At 75.0% G+C, this 1,535-nt stretch carries 1 protein-coding gene; it reads left to right on the top strand.

What is annotated here, in order from left to right:
* Positions 1-87: 87 nt before the first annotated feature.
* Positions 88-1,535, top strand: a 1,448-nt coding sequence (locus AC0CYZ_RS25835) for a Tex-like N-terminal domain-containing protein (RefSeq protein WP_472220674.1), incomplete at its 3' end; no start/stop codon positions are given.

Here is a 1,535-nt window from a genome sequence, read left to right as displayed (position 1 = left end):
TCGTCGATCACCGCTGCCACACCGGTTTCCCGACGAGGCTGCCGGGTCCGGCCGTGGGTGTCGGTGCGGTGTTGCACCATGGCTCCCGTGACCACCGCGCCCGCGTCGCCCACCGCACTGCCGCCCGTCCCGCGCCGCCTCGCCACCGAGCTGGCCGTCGGCGAGCACCAGGTGCGCGCCGCGGTCGAGCTGCTCGACGGCGGGGCGACGGTGCCGTTCGTCGCGCGGTACCGCAAGGAGGCCACGGGCGGGTTGGACGACGCCCAGCTGCGCACCCTGGACGAGCGCCTCGGGTACCTGCGCGAGCTCGAGGAGCGGCGCACCGCGGTCCTCGAGTCGGTGCGTGAGCAGGGCAAGCTCACCGACGAGCTGCACGCGCAGATCCTCGGCGCCGAGACCAAGAGCCGCCTCGAGGACGTCTACCTGCCCTACAAGCCCAAGCGCCGCACCAAGGCGATGATCGCCCGCGAGGCCGGCCTCGAGCCCCTCGCCGACGGCCTGCTCGGGGACCCGACGGTGGACCCGCGCGCGGCTGCCGCCGCCTTCGTCGACCCCGAGCGGGGCGTGGCCGACGCCGACGCCGCGCTCGAGGGTGCCCGGGCGATCCTGGTCGAGCGCTTCGCCGAGGACGCCGACCTCGTCGGCGAGCTCCGCGAGCGGATGTGGACCCGCGGGCGCGTGGTCGCGGTGGCCCGCGAGGGCAAGGCCGAGGACCCGGCGGCCTCGAAGTTCTCCGACTACTTCGCCTTCGACGAGCCGTTCACGAAGCTGCCCTCCCACCGGATCCTCGCGCTGCTGCGCGGCGAGTCCGAGGAGGTCCTGGCCCTGACGTTCGACCCGTGCTCCGCCGACGACGACGGCGACACCTCCGCCTACGAGGCCCGCGTCGCCGCGGCCGCCGGGATCGCGGACCGGGGGCGGCCGGCGGATCCGTGGCTCGTCGGCGTCGCCCGCTGGGCCTGGCGCACCCGGATCTCGTCCCGGCTCGTCGTGGACCTGCGTGTGCGGCTGCGCGAGGTGGCCGAGGAGGGCGCCGTCGGGGTGTTCGCCGGCAACCTGCGCGACCTCCTGCTCGCCGCGCCGGCCGGTGCCCGCCCGACGATGGGCCTCGACCCGGGCCTGCGCACCGGGGTGAAGGTCGCGATCGTCGACGGCACCGGGAAGGTCGTCGCCACCGACACGATCTACCCGCACGTCCCGCGCAACCAGTGGGACGCCTCGCTGGCCACCCTGACCCGCCTCGCGGCGCAGCACGGGGTGGAGCTCGTCGCGATCGGCAACGGCACGGCGTCGCGCGAGACCCACAAGCTGGCCCAGGAGCTCGCGAAGGCGGCGCCCGGCGTCATCCCGGCGATGGTCTCCGAGGCGGGCGCGTCGGTGTACTCGGCGTCGGAGGAGGCCTCGAAGGAGCTGCCGGACCTCGACGTCTCGATCCGCGGCGCGGTCTCCATCGCCCGGCGGCTCCAGGACCCGCTGGCCGAGCTCGTCAAGATCGACCCGAAGTCCATCGGGGTCGGGCAGTACCAGCACGACGT

The sequence above is a fragment of the Actinomycetospora sp. genome, assembly GCF_055612215.1.
Note: the sequence above shows the minus strand (reverse complement) of the source record. Positions and strands in the feature narration are given on the sequence as shown.